Genomic DNA, 17,075 nt, shown 5'->3' on the forward strand with positions numbered 1-17,075 from the left:
CTCCATGTCCATGTTGAGTGCCTTCAACGTGGTACATGGAGACTTTTTTTGTTCTGTGCCCTAGCTGAAGAAAACGAAATGCCTGACCCATCCAAGGCATACTAGCCTGCTCTGACATCACAGTGGGCGTAACCTAGAGTTTCAGCCGCTACGTAATACTTCCTCGTGCGTACTGCCTGGGCCGGGCTACTGCGTTTCGCTACAAGCCTCAATCAAATTCTGCTGACGGCTGACAGAGCTGGCTCACTCCCCGCCCTCCTGCATTAGCTTCAGGGCATCAATCTCGCCACCACGCACCTTGCTCTTCGCTGTGGTAGTCTTGCGAGCGCGCAACGGGATCGTAGCACGTTTGACGAGTGTCTTGATTTCACTAGGGGATAACCCCGGATGTTTGGAGAGCAGCAAGGCGATAGCGCCACTCACATGGGACGTCGCCATGGATGTGCCGCTCATCTCGTGATGTTTGCCTTGTACCCAAGAGGAGACGATTTTATCACCGGGTGCATAGACATCCACATATGCGCCACGATTGCTGAAGGACGCAATGCGTCTGTTTTTGTCGGTTGCCCCAACAGATATGGTCTGGGGATACCGTGCAGGGTAATCAATACTGCGGCGTTTGCCGTCATTTCCTGACGAAGCAACAATAACGATTCCGGCATGGTACGCACGGTTGACAACATCAAGAAGCGCCTTGCTACGTGTTTTCATGCCAAAGCTCATATTGATGATATCGACCTTGTTGCGTACACACCAGTCGATGCCAAGTACAATGTCGGATACATAAGCCGATCCGTTGTGGTCAAATGCTTTCACCGGATAGATCAGGGAGCGTGGAGCTACACCAATCATTCCTGCGGTGCTGTTAGCTGCGGCGATGGTCCCTGCAATGTGGGTGCCATGTCCGTTATCATCATGAGGAAGCAGGCTGCGGTTTAACAGATTGATTCCACGTGCCAGTGAATAACGAAGATCAGGATGATGATAATCAGCACCTGTATCAATCACACCGATTTTAATCCGGTGTCCGGTAGACACAGACCATACTTTGGGCGCCCGAATCTGCTTCACTCCCCAGGGTATGCCTTGAGCATTGCTTGGTTTGCTGTGGAGTGCAGTGGCATGAAGGGAGATGGGAACGTCTTCTTCAATCGTAATTTCATCCCCATAGCGGTATAGGTCCTCCGGGCGTTGGACTGGAGCGATAATGGAACGAGCCAGTCGCGAGGAACGGACAGCCCCAAGGTCGGTGAATTCATTCCGCATTCGGGACAATTCCACAAGACAGGCCTCGTACTGCTGCGGTTTGGCAAATCGGATCAAATATCGCCCACCCTGTTCTGGTTCAGGGCGTCGCATTCCGTCAATCAATTGATGCAATAAACCAGTATAGTCCATAATGGGCAGCCCCCTTCGGGATGAACATGCTGAGGTATTCTATGAATGCGCTCATCCCGCCGCATGGGGAACTTGCCCTTTTTTTACAAAAACACATTCTCTTCGTGTCAAAACGGGCGCAGGGACATATGATGGATGGAGAGCTAGAGGGCTCTTGCGGGGAACCTGGTGAGGAGTAATCCTCCAAGGGTATACAGTCAGAAGGCGGAGGGGACTCCGTCTTTTTTATTATGGAGTTGTCTCTTTGGCAAAAGAGGATATTCCTGTGGGTTTGATGTCACTTCACGTTTAATATGTGGACATATTGTTGCTGCTCTCCGCATTTGCGTCACATCCGTACATAAAAACTTGCTTTTTAACGCTAAATAGGTTTTACTTAGGTTTGTTAATGGATATGTTATACGTAACAGTCCAGTTCGTAGGGGTTAAAAAGTGAATTTTGTGTGAGAGGAAGTGTCTGCAGTGAGTACCTCGCTCAATTTGAAAATTGATAAAGAAAAGGTAAAAGAGATCCCTTTGGTGGACCTTGCCTTTATGGTGCTGAAAGCGGCTAATACGCCGTATTACTATCGTGACTTAATGAATGAGGTAGCGAAGCAGCGCGGAATGACTGATGAAGAAATCAACGAGTTTATCGCCCAGCTATATACCGAGATTAATATCGATGGCCGTTTTGCTTGCGTCGGTACAAGTCTGTGGGGCTTAAAGCGCTGGTATCCGGTAGCTGGAACAGAAGATTCCATGACGGGTGCGAAGCGTCCGCGTATCATCAACGATGAAGACGATGATCTGGAAGATGAAGACTTCGGTGAAGAAGAAGACAGCTATAGCAGCGATGAAGGCTTCGACAGCACGGATAAAGACGAAGAAGAAGACGAAGAAGAGGAAGAAGAAGACGACATCTTTGACGAAGAAGACAGCGAAGAAGAAGTGCTGGTTGAAGATGACGATCTGGAAGATGAAGACCTCGAAGAAGACGAAGAAGAGTCCGAAAACGAGGATGAATTTGACGACGATTCTGATAATCGATAGTCATTTTTGACGTCTATAATTTACCCGTTTCCCCGGAATAGTCAGCCTTGACAGCAGACGGGGTAACGGGTAAACTATTGCATGGGCTTATGAATGAGCGACAATATATTTATGTTTTTTATAGAAGGTGCCCCGTCCTGCGGGAGTACTTTTTTTTGTATTTTTAGAGGCATAATTTTGCAAAATGATTTTTTTCCGTATGCTCCCGGCCAACATTTCGTGGCCCGTTTTTGTATATCAAAAACACCAAATGGAATGAAGGCCATCGGAATATTTGCACCATTTTTTGCTGTAGAACAACGTGTATTTAAACCGACTTCGCAGAAAGAGCAGTTCGCAGATGCAGGGAATTTCTGCCATTGCTCTTTTTAACGATGATTACCTGGGAAACAGGTTACGATAACACCATATATCGCCTGAATTTCTGTACTTATATTAGGAGGGTAATAACAGTGACAAAGTATATTTTCGTGACGGGCGGAGTTGTGTCCTCCCTGGGCAAAGGGATTACGGCTGCTTCTCTGGGCAGATTGCTGAAAAACAGAGGGCTTAAGGTAACGATCCAGAAATTTGATCCATATATTAACATCGACCCGGGAACAATGAGTCCTTATCAGCACGGTGAGGTTTTTGTAACGGATGATGGCGCGGAAACGGATCTGGACCTTGGCCACTATGAACGTTTTATTGACATCAATCTCTCCAAAAACAGCAACGTCACGACTGGTAAAGTATACTCTTCCGTCATCAGCAAAGAGCGGCGCGGGGAATATCTGGGCGGAACGGTACAAGTTATTCCACACATTACGAACGAGATCAAAGAGCGTGTATTCCGCGCTGGACGTGAAGCGGGTTCGGATGTGGTTATTACGGAAATTGGTGGAACAGTGGGCGACATTGAGAGTTTGCCTTTCCTGGAAGCTATCCGTCAGATCAAGAGTGATGTAGGTCGCGACAATGTGATGTACATCCACGTAACACTTATTCCTTATATCAAAGCAGCTGGTGAAGTGAAAACAAAACCAACGCAACATAGTGTTAAGGAATTACGCAGCATCGGTATTCAACCGAATGTGATTGTATGCCGTACGGAGTATGAATTGTCTAAAGACATGAAAGCCAAGATCGCTCTCTTCTGCGACATTGATGAAAATGCCGTGGTTGAATGTCGTGATGCAGACACGTTGTATCAAGTACCTTTGAACCTGCGTGAAGAAGGCTTGGATGAGATCGTGGTAAATCACCTGAAACTGACTACTCCTGCACCGGATATGAGCGAGTGGGAAGGGCTGGTTGACCGGATCAACAAGTTGGAGCATACAGTTGAGATCGCTATTGTTGGTAAATATGTAGCGTTGCATGATGCATACCTGAGTGTTGTTGAGTCGTTGTCTCATGCAGGATTTGCATCCAATGCTGATGTGAAAATTCGCTGGGTTCCTTCTGAAGATATTACGGATGAGAATGTAGGCGACTTGTTACATGGTATTGGGGGTATCCTTGTTCCTGGTGGATTCGGAGATCGTGGTATTGAAGGTAAAGTATCGGCAATCCGTTATGCTCGTGAGAAACAAATTCCGTTCTTCGGTATTTGCCTGGGTATGCAGGTTTCCGTTATTGAGTATGCACGTTCCATCGTTGGTTTGAATGGTGCGAACAGTTCCGAGATTAATCCAGCTACGGAATTCCCTGTGATCGATCTGTTGCCTGAGCAAAAAGATATCGAGAATCTGGGTGGCACGATGCGTCTGGGTCTGTATCCTTGTAAGCTTCAGGAAGGTTCTTTGGCGATGGCTTGTTATGATGACGAGCTGGTGTATGAGAGACACCGTCACCGGTATGAGTTCAACAATGAATACCGTGAAACGATCGAAAAAGCAGGACTGGTTATCTCGGGTACATCCCCGGATGGACGTCTGGTTGAGATCGTGGAACTTCCAGGACACCCATGGTTCCTAGCGGTACAATTCCATCCGGAATTCACTTCCCGTCCGAACCGTCCGCAACCATTGTTCCGTGATTTTGTAAAAGCTTCTCTGGTGAATGCGCAGAAGTAATAAATTTTTTTGTGTTAACGTAATAGATATTGGGGATGTTCCTGGCAACCATAGCGGATGCCGGAACATCCTCTTTTTTTTCGTAAAAAGTGGGTGGAAATGCTTTTTGTCATTTTGTGAAGGTAGCAGGATTTTAATGGAAGAGGTAGAATACTTATCATGACGACTATGGGATAGTTATCCAGATTCGAAGGTGTGCATGCTTTCCTAATTCTAGGAGGTTACAGAGTGGAAGATAAAAAAGTTTTGATTGTTGATGACCAGAATGGTATTCGAATCCTGTTAATGGAAGTGTTCAGCAGTGAGGGGTATAACACGTTTCAAGCACCCAACGGCAAGGTTGCTCTGGAGATTGTGAATAATGACAAGCCTGACCTGGTATTGCTCGATATGAAGATTCCTGGGATGGACGGTCTGGAAATCCTGAAGCATATTAAAGAAATTGATCCGGGTATCAAGGTGATCATGATGACCGCTTATGGTGAACTGGACATGATTAAGGAAGCCACGGATCTCGGAGCGCTCATGCACTTTACGAAACCGTTTGATATCGACGAGATGCGAGTGGCTGTGAATATGCAACTTCGCAACGGTACCGCCAATAAATGCAGCTGAATCCTGTTGATACAGGATTTTTTTGCGTGTGGAGAACATAGAAGGTACTTGGTGGGAAAATGAGGTATTTCACTCCTTTATCCGGGGAATATTGGAAATGGGGAAGTTATAAAGCGGTGTCTATGAAAACTGTGCTGCAAAGCACAGCATTTTTGCAAATGCTTGTTTAGTATTTGACATGGGATGTGGTATAATAAGCCCGTATGTGATTTCGGCTAAAAACCATAGACACAACCCAAACCCCTAGGAGGATTGAAACCATGCCATTAGTATCTATGACAGACATGTTGAACAAAGCACTTGAAGGAAAATATGCAGTTGGTCAATACAACATCAATAACCTTGAGTGGACTCAAGCGATTCTTGGTGCTGCTGAAGAAGAGAAATCCCCAGTAATCTTGGGTGTATCCGAAGGCGCAGCACGTCACATTGGTGGCTTCTACACTGTAGTTAAAATGGTAGAAGGACTCATTCACGACATGAAAATCACTGTTCCAGTTGCAATTCACCTGGACCACGGTTCAAGCTTCGACAAGTGTAAAGAAGCGATCGACGCTGGATTCACATCCGTAATGATCGACGGTTCCCACCACTCTATCGATGAGAACATCGAAATGACTAAAAAAGTTGTTGAATATGCACACGCTAAAGGCGTTTCTGTAGAAGCTGAAGTAGGTACTGTAGGCGGACAAGAAGACGACGTTATCGGCGGTATCATGTACGCTGACTTGAACGAGTGTATCCGTATCGTTAAAGAAACAGGTATCGATACATTGGCACCAGCTCTTGGTTCCGTACACGGTCCTTACCATGGCGAGCCTAACCTGGGCTTCAAAGAAATGGAAGAAGTTCGTGACGCGGTACAAGTTCCACTCGTATTGCACGGTGGTACAGGTATTCCTAAACACGACATCGACAAAGCCATTTCCCTGGGTACGTCCAAAATCAACGTAAACACAGAGAACCAAATTGCTTTTGCAAGAGTGGTTCGTGAAGTGCTTGCAGCTAAACCAGACGCTTACGATCCACGTACATTCATCGTACCAGGCCGTGAAGCAATTAAAGAAACCGTTAAAGGTAAAATCCGCGAGTTTGGTTCTAACAACAAAGCGTAATTTATCTTTACCAGTTCCATACTGTGAAATGGAAAAACACCGCCTAGCCGGTGTCTTTCCATTTTCACACCTTATTTCTACATCGGAAGCCAACAGCACGTATTGCCGTTCATCGGCTGCAAAACACGTAGGGGGACATTAAGCTTTATGGAAAAATTGATGATTAGTGGCGGACGTCCGTTACAGGGAACTGTAACTATAAGCGGCGCCAAGAACAGCGCCATTGCGCTTATTCCTGCAGCATTGCTTGCCGAGTCAGAAGTCGTGTTGGACAACCTGCCGCTTTTGAGTGACGTGGCGGTTTATGCAGAAATTTTGGAGGAACTCGGAGCACATGTGACTTGGGAAGGCAGTCAGATGAAGATTGACCCTTCTGACATCAAATCCATTCCTATGCCGAATGGTCCCGTGAAGAAGCTTCGTGCTTCGTATTATATGATGGGTGCATTGCTAGGGCGTTTCAAAGAAGCGACCATAGGTTTACCAGGGGGCTGTAATTTTGAGCCTCGTCCAATTGATCAACATATCAAAGGGTTTGAAGCGCTTGGCGCAACCGTAACAAACGAACATGGCTCCATTCATTTGCATGCCAAAGAGCTGCGCGGAGCAAAAATCTATCTTGATGTAAGCAGTGTCGGCGCAACCATTAATATCATGCTGGCGGCTACTCGTGCCAAAGGCTCTACAATTATCGAAAACGCGGCTAAAGAGCCTGAGATTATAGATGTAGCAACACTTCTGAATTCCATGGGTGCCAGCATCAAGGGTGCAGGTACCGAAACGATCCGTATTGAAGGGGTCTCGGAGCTTAAAGGCTGCCGTCATTCCATTATTCCGGACCGTATCCAAGCAGGTACGTATATGATCGCTGCAGCGGCGACGCGCGGAGATGTTCTGATTGACAATGTGATTCCCAAACATCTGGAAGCTTTAACGGCAAAGCTGCTAGAAATGGGTGTTGGCATTGAGGAATTGGATGAAAGTATACGTGTCATTGGTAAACCAAGCTATAACCATGTGGACGTGAAGGCACTTGTATATCCTGGTTTCCCAACGGATCTACAGTCACCAATGACCAGTGTTTTGACACAGGCAACTGGTGTGAGCGTCCTGAGCGACTTTGTATACAGTAATCGATTCAAGCATGTGCCTGAGTTAGTGCGGATGGGTGCAAAGATTCGAGTAGAAGGACGGTCAGCGATTATTGAAGGCAGTGCATTAAACGCGGCTAAAGTAAAAGCATCCGATCTTCGCGCTGGAGCAGCGCTGGTGATTGCAGGTCTCACCGTCAGTGAAGGTGTGACTGAAGTAACGGGGGTCGAATATATCGACCGCGGTTATGATCATCTGGTGACTAATCTGCGCCTGCTCGGTGCAGATGTATGGCGGGAAACTGATTAATAAGAAGCATTATGCATGATTCAGTCCTACACATGTTTATTTTAACTGAACTGCATATCTTTTTGATGATTAGGTAAACCTGTTTTAATAGAGTTCTCAGTCTCTCCGGCATAAGACGAAATGTTTCTGTTTCCTTTACCGGAGGGTCTTTTTTTGAAATAAACTTCATATGGCTTTAAGAACATCATTTCTCATCCCCAACCCCCGGTTTTGTTTGAACTGCGCTCCATAGCCGGTCTACCCGGATTGATCGCCTCAATGCAGCGTTCACTCAATAGCGGATATTGCCGAATGTTGGCCATCCCACCCGGAAACTTACACTCAAAGACAAGTATTTGCATTATAACGGTTACATTCCGTACAATGGACAGAAGGGATTGTGGCAGACGCCGCTCTCTATAGCCGGAACATCTAGCGAAACTATCCATTTCACACGGACTTATTAATTGAATAGGTGGTTATTATATGGATCTACAAATTTCCGATTTGGAAGAAATGAAACTAACGGACCTCTACAAACTGGCCAAAAAATATCAGATACCGTACTATGGTACGTTAAAAAAGAAAGAATTAATCTTTGCTATACTGCGTGCACAAGCTGAACAGAGTGGCCTGATGTTCATGCAAGGCGTACTCGAGATTCTACCTGAAGGTTACGGATTTCTTCGGCCGATCAACTACTTGCCAAGTACGGAAGACATCTACATCTCAGCTTCTCAGATTCGCAAGTTTGATCTAAGAACAGGTGACCTCGTATCAGGTAAGTGTAGAACGCCTAAGGAAAACGAGAGATACTTCGGTTTGTTGCAAGTCAACGCTGTAAATGGTGAGAATCCATCGGCGGCTGCAGAGCGACTTCACTTCCCGGCACTAACCCCACTGTATCCGCAGAAAAAACTGGTTCTCGAAACATCCCCCAACCATTTGTCCACACGAATTATGGATGTGCTCGCCCCGGTAGGATTGGGACAGCGCGGATTGATCGTAGCACCTCCCAAAGCGGGTAAAACGCTTCTCCTCAAAGAAATTGCCAACAGCATCTCAACTAACAATCCTGAAATTGAACTGTTTGTCCTGTTGATTGATGAACGTCCAGAGGAAGTAACGGATATGTCGCGTTCGGTAAAAGGGGAAGTTGTGGCTTCGACATTTGATGAACTGCCTGAGAATCATATCAAGGTGGCGGAATTGGTGCTTGAGCGTGCGCTTCGTCTGGTTGAGGCCAAAAAAGATGTTGTTATCCTGCTGGATAGCATTACGCGTCTCGCCCGTGCATATAACCTGGTTATTCCACCATCCGGTCGTACACTTAGTGGTGGTATTGATCCAGCTGCGTTCCATCGTCCGAAGCGTTTCTTCGGTTCTGCCCGGAATGTGGAGGAAGGCGGAAGCTTGACGATCCTGGCAACGGCATTAATTGATACGGGATCACGTATGGATGACGTCATTTATGAAGAGTTTAAGGGTACAGGTAACATGGAGCTCCATCTGGACCGTCGTCTGGCAGAGCGCCGCATATTCCCGGCGATCGACATTCGTCGTTCGGGTACACGTCGTGAAGAAGTGTTGCTGAGCAAGGAAGAGTTGGATACAATCTGGGCAATTCGTAAAAACATGAATGATTCCCATGACTTTGTTGAAGGATTCCTGAAAAAACTTCGTAACAGTAAGACAAATGCAGAGTTTTTGGCCGCATTTGATTCGGCTGGTAATAGCCCGACAAGCAATTCGGGTACAACAACAACCCGTCGCTCACCTAGACAGACAGCAACGTCAGGTACATCGACTTAAGTGTCGTTCGACCAATAACATACTTTTACAGCGTTGCTGTGAATTTTACAATACACTCGTCGTTAGGTTTAACCCATTAGATGTGAGGAGAACATCATGTATTTAGTATACGCAGATGAAAAAGGTAATGTATTTGATCATCCTTCCCTGTACGGGCTTGCCCGCAGTGGAGATATGATCGTTGAGATTATGGAGGATGAGTTGATTCCTCTGCCAGAAGGTGCAACGTTGGTTGGACTCCCGAGTACCCGGCCCATTGGTATGGACCCGGACACCGGTGAGATGCTGCCAATGCCATCAGACACACAGGCTGTAGGTGCGTTGCTTCCACAGGGATTCACTCGTTTGTGTCTCCCTGGTTATGTGAAGACGGATAAAGAGTATAAATTGCCGTTATTCGGCTATTCCGCAGTAGTTTGGAAAGATGGCGGTTTCTATGTCACCGCTTCGAAGTCGGATAGTCCTGAAAAATGGAATCCACTCAACTGTGATCGTGACGATGTGCGTTCCGGGGTCAAACGATTGACGGAGCAATACCCCGAGAACCGTCTTTACACCCATCTATCCAACTGTGCGCTTGGATATGAATGTCTAACTTCATCAAACACGTTCCTGAATCGTTGGGAAGGTGGAGTGCCGGTATCCTATTCTTGCAATGCGGGCTGTTTCGGGTGTATCTCCGAGCAACCGGATGATAGCGGCTTTGTTTCCCCGCAGACACGTATGAACTTCCGACCACGTGTGGATGAGATTGTGGAGGTTATGCTGGAACACCTGAAGACGCCGGAGTCCATCATTAGCTTTGGACAAGGTTGTGAAGGGGAGCCTTCCACGCAGGCCAAGCTGATTATTGAAGCGATTCGCGAAGTGCGTTCCGTAACGGACATGGGGTATATCAACATTAATACCAATGCCGGTCTGAATGATCACATTAGAGGTATTGTAGATGCTGGATTGGATCTGATGCGCGTAAGTACAATTAGTGCACTGGATGACCATTATAACGCTTACTATAAACCACGTGGTTATACCTTAGCCAATGTTGAGAAGTCGATGAAATACGCAGCGCAGCAGGGTGTATACACGTCCATTAACTATCTGATCTTCCCAGGCGTAACAGATCGTGAAGAAGAGATTGAGGCGATGATTGAGTTTGCAAGAAGAACCGATCTACGCTTGATTCAGATGCGTAATCTCAATATTGATCCAGAGAGCTATCTGGAATTAATTCCTCCTGCTCAAGGTGATATCTTGGGCATGAAGCAGATGATTGAGATCTTTGAAGACGAGTTGCCTGGTGTTGTGATTGGATCGTATACTCATGTTCCACCCGCTGGAATGGCACGTCCAAAACGGTTGATTACCTCTTAACAATAATGGATTGCAACAGGCGCAAGGTCGTGTTATAATCTCAGGGTTGTGCCATTTACTCTGGGTCCGCTTGAGGCTCAGGGCGGAAAGAGGTGAAAGGTAATGAAAGAAGCAATTCATCCTAATTACACGATTGGTCAAGTATCTTGCGCTTGCGGGAATACTTTTGAGACAGGTTCGGTTAAAGACGGACTTCGTGTAGAGATTTGCTCCGCGTGCCACCCGTTCTTCACAGGTAAACAGAAGTTTATCGATGCTGGCGGCCGTGTTGATCGTTTCAAAAAGAAATACGGAATCTAATTGGACAATTCTTGGAGTTGTCTGCTAATTGCATCCAACACACCCCTGCTGATCTGGCAGGGGTTTTTTATATGTTATATGTAAGCAAAGTCGCATTCACGTTCCTCTGGTTGCAATTTGGATAACCTTACGTTATACTATTTCTTACCGTGCTAGATGGGGAGGTAGCGGTGCCCTGTAACTCGCAATCCGCTATAGCGAGGTTGAATTCCTGCTAGAGGTTTTGCCGATGTGAGGTTTGGTCCCTAAACGTGGTGTTGACGGTTGGGTCCTCCGCAATGAGTACTCATGAACCTGGTCAGGTCCGGAAGGAAGCAGCCATAAGTGAGATCACTCTTGTGCCGGAGGGTTGCCTAGCCCGAGCTATTGTTCAGGGGTGCCACTTGGATCGCAAATATCGATAGCAGGTGCACGGCTTACCTTTTAAATGTAGAGACCTTTGCAGTTGTATGTATGCAGAGGTCTTTTTGATATGTCTTAATAAACCACGCATGAATGAGTCAGATAAAGTTTGGATTCACCCTAGAATATAGTATAATAGGGGAACGACAAAGGACTCGAATGCGAAGTGGAAGGAAGGTAACGCATCATGGAGCATATCGCGTTATACCGGGCTTGGCGTCCCCAGTCGTTTCAAGATATGGTGGGGCAACAGCATATTATTCAGACCTTGCAGAACGCGATTCGTGAACAGCGGACTTCCCATGCCTACTTATTTAGCGGGCCCAGAGGAACGGGAAAGACAAGTGCCGCCAAGATTTTGGCCAAAGCTGTGAACTGCGAACGTGGGCCTGCGCCTGAACCTTGTAACGAGTGTGAAGCTTGCCGCAGAATTACGACTGGCGCTGTGATGGATGTGCAGGAGATTGACGCTGCATCCAATCGGGGCGTTGAAGAAATCCGTGATCTTCGGGAAAAGGTTAAATATGCGCCAACCGAGGTCCGGCAGAAAGTCTATATTATTGATGAAGTGCACATGCTGACAACGGAGGCATTCAATGCTTTGCTCAAAACATTGGAAGAGCCACCACCACATGTGATGTTTATTTTGGCAACAACGGAACCGCACCGCCTTCCGGCTACCATTATATCGCGCTGTCAGCGATTTGATTTTCGCCGGGTATCCCTGGAAGAGCAGACAGCAAGACTTACACTGATCTGTGAACAGGAAGGCATGGAAGCTGACCAGGATGCGCTCCAATACATTGCCCGTTTATCGGACGGTGGAATGAGGGATGCACTTAGTGTGCTGGATCAGATCTCTTCATTTACGGATGGACGAGTAACGTACCAGCAGGTCATGGACATGACGGGTGGAATTGCTTCAGAGCAATTTGCCAAATTGGCTGCTTCGCTGCTCAAGGGTGATGTTGGTCATATTTTGCAGATGATTGAAGGTTTCATGCATGAAGGAAAGAGTGCAGACAAGTGCATGGAGAATTTACTGTATTATTTCCGTGATTTGCTTATGATTAAGATGGTACCTGATGCAGATAAACTGACGGACCGGGTACTTAATCCGGAGTCTTTCCGTGATATGGCGGAGTCATTCACCAGGGAACAACTATTCCACATGATTGACACCCTTAATCGGTACCAGAGTGAAATGAAATATGCAGTACAACCACAGACATTATTTGAAGTTGCATTGCTTAAACTGTGTAGTATTCCAGCTCAAGGTGAGGCTTCTGTTCAGGTGGGATCTTCAGCTCATGCAGCACCTGCTGATGGGGGAGAGATCAACCGCTTGAAGCAGCAGCTTGCTGAGTTGGAGAAGAAGTTGGATCGTGCACTGAAAAGTGGTTTGTCTGGTGGAGAAGGTTCATCGAGTGCTCCATCTCGCCCGGCAACAAGAGCGCCGGTATCGAGAGGTAACTCGCCCGCGAAGCTTCCTGCACAGTTGGATCAGTATGTTGCGCGCAAGGGAGCCCCTGAGTTCGCAGAGATCAGCAAAAAATGGAGTCAGATCCTGCAACGAGTGAAGGAAGAGAGGGTTACCGTTCACGCCTGGTTTGTGGATGGTGAGCCGGTATCATTGCTTGAAGACAATGTGTTGGTTGCTTTTAAAAACAACATTCACCGTGAAACAACGGAGAAGCAGGCTAACCGTGAAGTCATTGAGCGGGTGTTGTCCGAACAACTTGGGCGTCCGGCACGATTGGTGACGATGATGCTCAAAGATTGGACCGGGGCAATGGAGGGAGCTTCTGAAGCGCCAAAGGAGGACTTTAAGCTTGAACCTGAGCATGAAGACGGCGGTTCAGGCAACAAACAGCCTTGGATTGATGAAGCGATCCAGCTCTTTGGTGAGGATCTTGTAGTGATCAAAGAATAATGCGCATAGCGCGATAACCATAACAAAGGAGATGAACAATTATGAACAACATGAACCAAATGATGAAACAAGTGAAGAAAATGCAGGAGCAAATGCTGAAAGCACAAGAGGAACTGGCGGACAAAACAGTCCAAGGTACTTCTGGTGGCGGTGTAGTGACGGCTGAAGTTAACGGACACAAGAAATTGCTTGCTATCACGATCAAACCTGAAGCGGTAGATCCGGAAGATGTTGAAATGTTGCAGGATCTCGTTATGACAGCTGTTAATGATGCAATGGCCAAAGCCGATGAGATTGCCAACAAGGATATGGGCAAGTTCACAGGCGGCATGAATATTCCGGGATTATTTTAATTAAAAAATTGATCCTGTCAAAGGAGACACAATCGATTGTATTATCCCGAACCAATAGCCAAGCTGATTGATGCCTTCACCCGGTTGCCGGGTGTGGGTCCCAAGACGGCAGCGCGTTTAGCTTTTCATGTGCTTAACATGAAGGAAGATGACGTTATCGATTTCGCCAAGGCGCTCGTAAGTGTAAAGCGTAATCTTCATTACTGTTCTGTATGTTGTAATATCACTGATACGGACCCATGTCGCATCTGTCAGGATAAGTCCAGGGATGTCTCTGTAATCTGTGTAGTTCAGGATTCGAAAGATCTGGTGGCCATGGAGCGCACCAAGGAATTCGATGGGTACTATCATGTGTTACAGGGCGCGATTTCACCTATGGAGGGAATTGGCCCAGACGATATTCGTTTGAAGGAACTCTTGGTTCGATTAAGTGATGAACGTATAAAAGAGATTATCTTGGCAACGAACCCCAACATTGAGGGTGAGGCTACAGCGATGTATATCTCCCGCTTGGTGCGTCCGTTTGAGATCAGTGTGACTCGTATTGCGCATGGATTGCCTGTAGGTGGCGATCTAGAGTATGCGGATGAAGTGACCCTTTCCAAAGCGTTGGAAGGGCGCAGGGAGATGCGTTAGTGTGATCAATTTGTTTTGCGCAGCGGACTTCCTTGGAAACTTTGGATGCTAAATAAGTTTCGATATGCAAAGAGAGCCTTAGGGCTCTCTTTTTTTATGGAAAAAATGAATGTCCGAGTTCTAAGTTTGTCCTTTCCCTGATAAGTATGAGAATATGCTGTGCTGACCAGGAGGGGGAGAGATTATGTTTTTGTGGCGAAACACACGGAACTCGGTAGAGAAACACAACAGAATGTTGAAGGAACTTGAGGCGGATCAGATCTATGCAGATATTCAAATGGCTAAGCAGGAATGGGAACGGGCTATGAGACAGTTTGAAGATGCACAGGGACAGGATGAGATTGATTATGCCATTTATGTATTGGAGGCAGCTGAGCGGAAGTACCAGATCCACTTGAGAAGAGCAAAGCGAGCCAGAGCTAATGATGATGTTACATCACAGCGAGGGGTTAGTATGTAGAGTCACGTTTACATTAAACACGGAGGTGAAACATGTGAAGAGTATCATACTGGGAAGTGTATTGGTTATATCGTTACTGGGGCTTATCGTTATTTTATTCAGAAAGCGGATAGGGTTATCGTTTTTCACGTCATTTGGAATTCATCTGGTGCTGGCTGCAGTAGGGATATATATCGTGAATTATTCCGGCTGGATTACAGGGACCTACATCCCGCTGAACCCTGCAACGATAGGGACTGTAACTGTTTTGGGATTGCCAGGTGTGGGGCTATTATTAGGGTTGAAAATTTCTTTGTTCGGATAGTTGACTCGCAGGATATTTATATGGTACATTATATCTCGTTGCTTTGCTTGCTTGGTTAGATGCTTTAGATGAAATGAAGGAGTTCATTGCGAACTTCGAAAAAAAATTTCAAAAAAACACTTGACCAAAACAAACGAAGTATGATATATTATAAAAGTCGCCGCTGAGAGAAAATGGTGACGAAAAAACGAGTTTGATCTTTGAAAACTGAACAACGAGTGAGTAAACATTCTGCTTGCAGAATGAACGCGAAAGTTTGAGACAAGCCTTGGCTTGAATCGACTGGAGCACAAATGAGATTTTTAATCTCGTCAGATTCAAAATGAGCTTATCGCTCTTTTCAATACTTTATTGGAGAGTTTGATCCTGGCTCAGGACGAACGCTGGCGGCATGCCTAATACATGCAAGTCGAGCGGAGTTGATAGGAAGCTTGCTTCCTTGATACTTAGCGGCGGACGGGTGAGTAACACGTAGGCAACCTGCCCTCAAGTTTGGGACAACTACCGGAAACGGTAGCTAATACCGAATAATTGTTTTCTTCGCCTGAAGGGAACTGGAAAGACGGAGCAATCTGTCACTTGGGGATGGGCCTGCGGCGCATTAGCTAGTTGGTGAGGTAACGGCTCACCAAGGCGACGATGCGTAGCCGACCTGAGAGGGTGATCGGCCACACTGGGACTGAGACACGGCCCAGACTCCTACGGGAGGCAGCAGTAGGGAATCTTCCGCAATGGGCGAAAGCCTGACGGAGCAATGCCGCGTGAGTGATGAAGGTTTTCGGATCGTAAAGCTCTGTTGCCAGGGAAGAACGCTTGGGAGAGTAACTGCTCTCAAGGTGACGGTACCTGAGAAGAAAGCCCCGGCTAACTACGTGCCAGCAGCCGCGGTAATACGTAGGGGGCAAGCGTTGTCCGGAATTATTGGGCGTAAAGCGCGCGCAGGCGGTCATTTAAGTCTGGTGTTTAATCCCGGGGCTCAACCCCGGATCGCACTGGAAACTGGGTGACTTGAGTGCAGAAGAGGAGAGTGGAATTCCACGTGTAGCGGTGAAATGCGTAGATATGTGGAGGAACACCAGTGGCGAAGGCGACTCTCTGGGCTGTAACTGACGCTGAGGCGCGAAAGCGTGGGGAGCAAACAGGATTAGATACCCTGGTAGTCCACGCCGTAAACGATGAGTGCTAGGTGTTAGGGGTTTCGATACCCTTGGTGCCGAAGTTAACACATTAAGCACTCCGCCTGGGGAGTACGGTCGCAAGACTGAAACTCAAAGGAATTGACGGGGACCCGCACAAGCAGTGGAGTATGTGGTTTAATTCGAAGCAACGCGAAGAACCTTACCAGGTCTTGACATCCCTCTGATCGATGCAGAGATGTATCTTTCCTTCGGGACAGAGGAGACAGGTGGTGCATGGTTGTCGTCAGCTCGTGTCGTGAGATGTTGGGTTAAGTCCCGCAACGAGCGCAACCCTTATATTTAGTTGCCAGCACTTCGGGTGGGCACTCTAGATAGACTGCCGGTGACAAACCGGAGGAAGGTGGGGATGACGTCAAATCATCATGCCCCTTATGACCTGGGCTACACACGTACTACAATGGCCGGTACAACGGGCTGCGAAATCGCGAGATGGAGCCAATCCCAACAAAGCCGGTCTCAGTTCGGATTGCAGGCTGCAACTCGCCTGCATGAAGTCGGAATTGCTAGTAATCGCGGATCAGCATGCCGCGGTGAATACGTTCCCGGGTCTTGTACACACCGCCCGTCACACCACGAGAGTTTATAACACCCGAAGTCGGTGGGGTAACCGCAAGGAGCCAGCCGCCGAAGGTGGGATAGATGATTGGGGTGAAGTCGTAACAAGGTAGCCGTATCGGAAGGTGCGGCTGGATCACCTCCTTTCTATGG

General features: G+C 47.1%; 15 protein-coding genes, 1 rRNA gene and 1 other RNA gene. 16 read left to right on the forward strand and 1 reads right to left on the reverse strand.

Features of this window, described 5'->3' with window-relative positions; genetic code table 11:
- Positions 1–243: 243 nt before the first annotated feature.
- Positions 244–1,398 (reverse strand): S8 family peptidase, encoded by a 1,155-nt coding sequence (locus MHI55_RS00600; RefSeq protein WP_036607270.1) that lies wholly within the window; start codon positions 1,396–1,398, stop codon positions 244–246.
- Between the two features lie 462 nt (positions 1,399–1,860).
- Between MHI55_RS00600 and rpoE the strand changes: the two genes are divergently transcribed.
- The 16 genes from rpoE (at position 1,861) to MHI55_RS00680 (ending at position 17,069) form a co-directional block, all read left to right on the forward strand.
- Positions 1,861–2,430 (forward strand): DNA-directed RNA polymerase subunit delta, encoded by a 570-nt coding sequence (gene rpoE, locus MHI55_RS00605; protein ID WP_047841137.1) that lies wholly within the window; start codon positions 1,861–1,863, stop codon positions 2,428–2,430.
- 93 nt (positions 2,431–2,523) lie between these two features.
- Positions 2,524–2,802 (forward strand): hypothetical protein, encoded by a 279-nt coding sequence (locus MHI55_RS00610; protein ID WP_143781163.1) that lies wholly within the window; start codon positions 2,524–2,526, stop codon positions 2,800–2,802.
- Positions 2,803–2,882: 80 nt separating this feature from the next.
- Complete coding sequence (locus MHI55_RS00615) at positions 2,883–4,487, forward strand: CTP synthase (RefSeq protein WP_036607266.1); 1,605 nt, start codon at positions 2,883–2,885, stop codon at positions 4,485–4,487.
- Positions 4,488–4,715: 228 nt separating this feature from the next.
- The gene (locus tag MHI55_RS00620) at positions 4,716–5,102 is read left to right on the forward strand and encodes a response regulator (RefSeq protein ID WP_017691292.1); all 387 of its coding nucleotides are present in this window, start codon (positions 4,716–4,718) and stop codon (positions 5,100–5,102) included.
- Positions 5,103–5,362: 260 nt separating this feature from the next.
- Positions 5,363–6,217 carry a class II fructose-1,6-bisphosphate aldolase gene (gene fba / locus MHI55_RS00625; RefSeq protein WP_036607263.1) on the forward strand — a complete coding sequence of 285 codons (855 nt, stop codon included), beginning with the start codon at positions 5,363–5,365 and terminating at the stop codon, positions 6,215–6,217.
- Positions 6,218–6,364: 147 nt separating this feature from the next.
- Positions 6,365–7,618, forward strand: coding sequence for a UDP-N-acetylglucosamine 1-carboxyvinyltransferase (locus MHI55_RS00630; RefSeq protein ID WP_036607261.1), 1,254 nt, complete (start codon positions 6,365–6,367; stop codon positions 7,616–7,618).
- Between the two features lie 465 nt (positions 7,619–8,083).
- Positions 8,084–9,409 carry a transcription termination factor Rho gene (gene rho, locus MHI55_RS00635; RefSeq protein ID WP_036607258.1) on the forward strand — a complete coding sequence of 442 codons (1,326 nt, stop codon included), beginning with the start codon at positions 8,084–8,086 and terminating at the stop codon, positions 9,407–9,409.
- 96 nt (positions 9,410–9,505) lie between these two features.
- On the forward strand, positions 9,506–10,780 hold the full coding sequence (locus tag MHI55_RS00640; RefSeq protein WP_036607256.1) for a radical SAM protein: 1,275 nt from the start codon (positions 9,506–9,508) through the stop codon (positions 10,778–10,780).
- 102 nt (positions 10,781–10,882) lie between these two features.
- Positions 10,883–11,080 (forward strand): 50S ribosomal protein L31, encoded by a 198-nt coding sequence (rpmE, locus tag MHI55_RS00645; RefSeq protein WP_036607255.1) that lies wholly within the window; start codon positions 10,883–10,885, stop codon positions 11,078–11,080.
- A gap of 147 nt (positions 11,081–11,227) precedes the next feature.
- Positions 11,228–11,495, forward strand: an RNA gene (gene ffs / locus MHI55_RS00650) — signal recognition particle sRNA large type.
- Positions 11,496–11,669: 174 nt separating this feature from the next.
- The gene (gene dnaX, locus MHI55_RS00655) at positions 11,670–13,415 is read left to right on the forward strand and encodes a DNA polymerase III subunit gamma/tau (RefSeq protein WP_127551353.1); all 1,746 of its coding nucleotides are present in this window, start codon (positions 11,670–11,672) and stop codon (positions 13,413–13,415) included.
- Between the two features lie 41 nt (positions 13,416–13,456).
- Positions 13,457–13,768, forward strand: a complete 312-nt coding sequence (locus MHI55_RS00660; protein ID WP_036607248.1) for a YbaB/EbfC family nucleoid-associated protein — start codon at positions 13,457–13,459, stop codon at positions 13,766–13,768.
- Positions 13,769–13,804: 36 nt separating this feature from the next.
- Positions 13,805–14,404 carry a recombination mediator RecR gene (gene recR / locus MHI55_RS00665; protein ID WP_036607246.1) on the forward strand — a complete coding sequence of 200 codons (600 nt, stop codon included), beginning with the start codon at positions 13,805–13,807 and terminating at the stop codon, positions 14,402–14,404.
- 184 nt (positions 14,405–14,588) lie between these two features.
- The gene (locus MHI55_RS00670) at positions 14,589–14,864 is read left to right on the forward strand and encodes a DUF2508 family protein (RefSeq protein WP_036607244.1); all 276 of its coding nucleotides are present in this window, start codon (positions 14,589–14,591) and stop codon (positions 14,862–14,864) included.
- A 34-nt stretch (positions 14,865–14,898) separates the two neighbouring features.
- The gene (locus MHI55_RS00675) at positions 14,899–15,168 is read left to right on the forward strand and encodes a pro-sigmaK processing inhibitor BofA family protein (RefSeq protein WP_036607241.1); all 270 of its coding nucleotides are present in this window, start codon (positions 14,899–14,901) and stop codon (positions 15,166–15,168) included.
- Between the two features lie 348 nt (positions 15,169–15,516).
- Positions 15,517–17,069: ribosomal RNA gene (locus tag MHI55_RS00680) — 16S ribosomal RNA — on the forward strand.
- Positions 17,070–17,075: the final 6 nt, after the last annotated feature.

Origin of the sequence: Paenibacillus sp. FSL E2-0151, assembly GCF_037993015.1 — a bacterium.
Taxonomy (GTDB): domain Bacteria; phylum Bacillota; class Bacilli; order Paenibacillales; family Paenibacillaceae; genus Paenibacillus; species Paenibacillus amylolyticus.